This is a genomic window from Agrobacterium sp. DKPNP3 (genome assembly GCF_052686535.1).
The window spans coordinates 1-3,413 of sequence record NZ_JBQYSN010000173.1; the positions used below are offsets into that span (position 1 = coordinate 1).

General features: G+C 63.0%; 4 protein-coding genes and 1 pseudogene. 3 read left to right on the forward strand and 2 right to left on the reverse strand.

Translation table 11 applies throughout. The annotated features are described in order from the left end of the window. Both ACUTJJ_RS24895 and ACUTJJ_RS24900 read right to left on the reverse strand, forming a co-directional pair. Window positions 1-120, reverse strand: a pseudogene (locus ACUTJJ_RS24895) (heme utilization cystosolic carrier protein HutX); the annotation flags it as partial. A 10-nt stretch (window positions 121-130) separates the two neighbouring features. Next, window positions 131-478 (reverse strand): antibiotic biosynthesis monooxygenase family protein, encoded by a 348-nt coding sequence (locus ACUTJJ_RS24900; protein WP_006314959.1) that lies wholly within the window; start codon window positions 476-478, stop codon window positions 131-133. 184 nt (window positions 479-662) lie between these two features. Between ACUTJJ_RS24900 and ACUTJJ_RS24905 the strand changes: the two genes are divergently transcribed. The 3 genes from ACUTJJ_RS24905 to ACUTJJ_RS24915 form a co-directional block, all read left to right on the forward strand. After that, window positions 663-1,556: a heme/hemin ABC transporter substrate-binding protein gene (locus tag ACUTJJ_RS24905; RefSeq protein ID WP_445543765.1), complete on the forward strand. Its 894-nt coding sequence runs from the start codon at window positions 663-665 to the stop codon at window positions 1,554-1,556. After that, window positions 1,553-2,641 (forward strand): FecCD family ABC transporter permease, encoded by a 1,089-nt coding sequence (locus ACUTJJ_RS24910; RefSeq protein ID WP_445543766.1) that lies wholly within the window; start codon window positions 1,553-1,555, stop codon window positions 2,639-2,641. Before ACUTJJ_RS24905 ends, ACUTJJ_RS24910 begins: the two co-directional genes overlap by 4 nt. After that, on the forward strand, window positions 2,638-3,413 hold a 776-nt coding region (locus tag ACUTJJ_RS24915; protein WP_445543767.1), incomplete at its 3' end, for a heme ABC transporter ATP-binding protein. The genes ACUTJJ_RS24910 and ACUTJJ_RS24915, both read left to right, overlap by 4 nt.

The following is a 3,413-nucleotide window of genomic DNA, read 5'->3' on the forward strand; positions in this document are numbered from 1 at the left end:
GGCGGGCGTCACCTCTGCCTTGGCGGCGATGGCCTCGACGATACCGTCAGGCTTTTCGGCGAGCGCGGCGGCGGCGCGGGCCTGCCTGTCGTCACCGGTCTTCTGGGCTGCAATGCTCATCCGGTCGGCCTCAGGCGGCAATCGAATGGCGTTCGCCATTCTTGTCTTCATGGATGATGACGTCGAAACCTTCGAAGTGCGGGCCGGAGAGATATTCGACCTTGCCGCGGTTCTCGCCAGCCTTGGCATGGGCGGCGCGGAACTGTTCGGATTTCGTCCAGGCAAGGAAATCGTCCTTGGTGGCCCAGACGGTGTGCGAGGCATAAAGCGTGTGGTCGTCCGCTTTCGGGCCCTTCAGCATGTGAAATTCGATGTAGCCCGGCAATTCGCTGAGATGCGATTTGCGCTCGCGCCAGATCGATTCGAAGGTTTCTTCATAACCCGGCACGACGCGAAAGCGGTTCATGGCGATAAACATCAGAGTCTCCTTTTAAGTTTCCTGTTTCAGTCAGGATATCGAGCGAAAACCGGCTTGGGAAGAGGTTCGTATTAAAGCAAACAAAAATACTCCACTTACGGATTGCGCAGTGGATAAACATGTGTAAATAACTCAAGATTAATGGCGCCGGGCAATGGCGCCGGTCGCGTTTCAGGATGACGTCATGATGAATTTCCGCCTTCGTTCCGTTGTTTTCGCCGCCCTCGTGCCAGCTGCAATCGCCTTTGCCGCGCCGGCTTCCATGGCGTCCGACAAGGGCAATCCGCAAGCGAAACGGATCGTTGCGGTGGGTGGGACGGTGACCGAAATCCTTTACGCGCTCGGCGCGCAGGACCGCATCGTGGCGCGCGACAGCACGAGCAGCTATCCGGCCGACGCACTGACAAAGCCCGACATCGGCTATATGAGGGCGCTCTCATCGGAAGGCATCCTGTCGCAGAAACCAGATCTCATTCTTTCCGAGGATGGCGCCGGACCGGCCGATGTCATCGCGATCCTGAAGGCAAGCGCGGTGCCTTTCGTCACCGTCGATACACCACCGAGCGGAGACGCCATCCCGAAGAAAATAGAGGAGGTCGGTGCGGCCGTCGGTCTTTCCGACAAGGCCGGCGCGCTGGCCGCCGAAACCAGGGCCGGGCTCGATGCTCTCGCCAAGGATGTCGCCGCTGTGCCGGAAAAGGGCAGAAAGCGCGTTCTCTTCGTGCTGTCCATCGCAGGTGGACGCATCATGGCGGCGGGCAAGGATACCGAGGCGGCTGCGATCATCGAAATGGCCGGCGGCATCAATGCGGCTGAGGAGATCAACGGTTACAAGCCGCTGACGGATGAAGCTGTCATCGCCGCGGCACCCGATGTCGTGCTGACCATGGCGCGGGGCGATCATGCCGGCAAGGCAGATGAGATTTTCGCGCTGCCCGCCTTCCAGTCGACGCCTGCGGCTGCCAGCAAGGCTCTCATCAGCATGGATGGGCTATATCTCATCGGTTTCGGCCCGCGCACCCCAGCCGCCGGCCGTGAGCTGGCAGCGAAACTTTATCCTGATGTGGTGAAGCCGTGAGCCTTGCCGTCTTGACTTCCACCGGGGGCGGGGTTGCGGGCGACAGGTCCCGTCAGGGTGCGATGACACTTGTCCTGCTTGTCGGCATCCTGCTGTTGGCCTGTGGCGTATCGCTTGTCAGCGGCCCCACGGGCGTCGGCATCTCCGAACTCCTTGCCTATCTCACCGGCGGTGCGGATCAGCTCGATCAGCGCGACCGGGTCATTCTTGAGGCGGTGCGCCTGCCACGGACGGCGCTTGGCATGTTGATCGGCGCGGGGCTTGGTGTCTCGGGCGCGATGATGCAGGGTCTGTTTCGCAATCCGCTGGCCGATCCCGGCATTGTCGGCGTCACATCGGGTGCGGCGCTCTTTGCTGTTGCAGCCATTTCGCTGGGGGAAGGCGCGCTCGCCACGGTTGCCGTGTTTTTCGGCCCGCATTTCCTGCCAATCATGGCATTCTTCGGCGGGCTCCTGAACACCTGGGTGCTCTACCTGATCGCCACCAAGGACGGCGCGACCTCCACCACCACGCTCATTCTGGCTGGCATTGCCGTGGCCGCCATCAGCGGCGCACTGACCGGACTGATGATCTTCGTGGCCGATGATCGGGCGCTGCGCGACATCACCTTCTGGTCGCTCGGTTCGCTCGGCGGGGCGACGCCCGCCAAGGTGCTCGCCACCCTGCCGTTCATTATCGTCGTGCTTGTCATCATTCCTTTCGTCGCCCGCGGGCTGGATGCGCTGATCCTTGGGGATGCGGCGGCCTTTCACATGGGCATTCCGGTGCAGCGGCTGAAACGGATCGTCATTCTGGCCGTTGCCGCCGCCTGCGGGGCGAGTGTGGCGGCGGCCGGCTCCATCGGTTTCGTGGGCATCGTCGTACCCCATCTGCTTCGTCTCGCCATTGGTCCGTCGCACCGTTTCCTGCTGCCAGCCTCGGCGCTGGGTGGCGCGGCGCTCCTACTGCTGGCCGACAGTTTTGCCCGCACGGTGGCGGCGCCAGCGGAACTGCCGATCGGCGTTGTCACGGCGCTTATCGGTGCGCCGGTCTTTCTGTTCCTGCTGCTCGGACGCGGCGGTTTTTCCATGCGGAATACGCCATGATCCGGGCTCAAAACCTCACCCTCATCCGCTCCGGCCGCCGTCTGCTCGATGAAGTCAGCGTCGATCTGGAACCCGGCAAGGTCAATGTCATCATCGGTCCCAACGGCGCTGGCAAATCCACGCTGATGAAGGTGCTGTCGGGCGAAATGCGCCCCGAGACCGGGTCGGTGACGTATAATAATGTCGAGCTCTCCGTCTTCACGCCGGTCCAGCTCGCCCGCCTGCGAGCCGTGCTGCCCCAGAATACCCAGCTTGCCTTTCCCTTCACTGCGCTTGAGATCGTGCGGATGGGAGCTGTCGCACAGGGGTCCCGCGCGCCGGAAGAGCAGGCCCGCCGCGCGCTCGCCAAGGCGGGGCTGCGGGGTTTCGAGCAACGCTCCTACAACATGCTCTCCGGCGGAGAACAGCAGCGGGTGCAGTTTGCCCGGGCGCTGGCGCAGGTGCCGAACCCCGTGGATAATGGCGAGGCGCGGGCACTGTTCCTCGACGAGCCGACGGCCAGCCTCGATATCGGCCATCAGATTTCCGTGCTGGAAACGGCGCGCGATTTTGCAAGCGGCGGCGGTCTCGTGCTTGCCATCCTTCACGACCTCAATCTTGCGGCGGAATTTGCCGATCAGCTTATCGTCATGCATGGCGGTCGGGTGACGGCAAGCGGGCCTTCGCTGGAAACGATCAGCGATGAGACGATCGCCCGGGTCTATGGCATCGGCGGCGTCGTCGGCCGGCTGCCGGCACGGCATATTCCTTACGTTCTGCCGCAGTCGCGGCA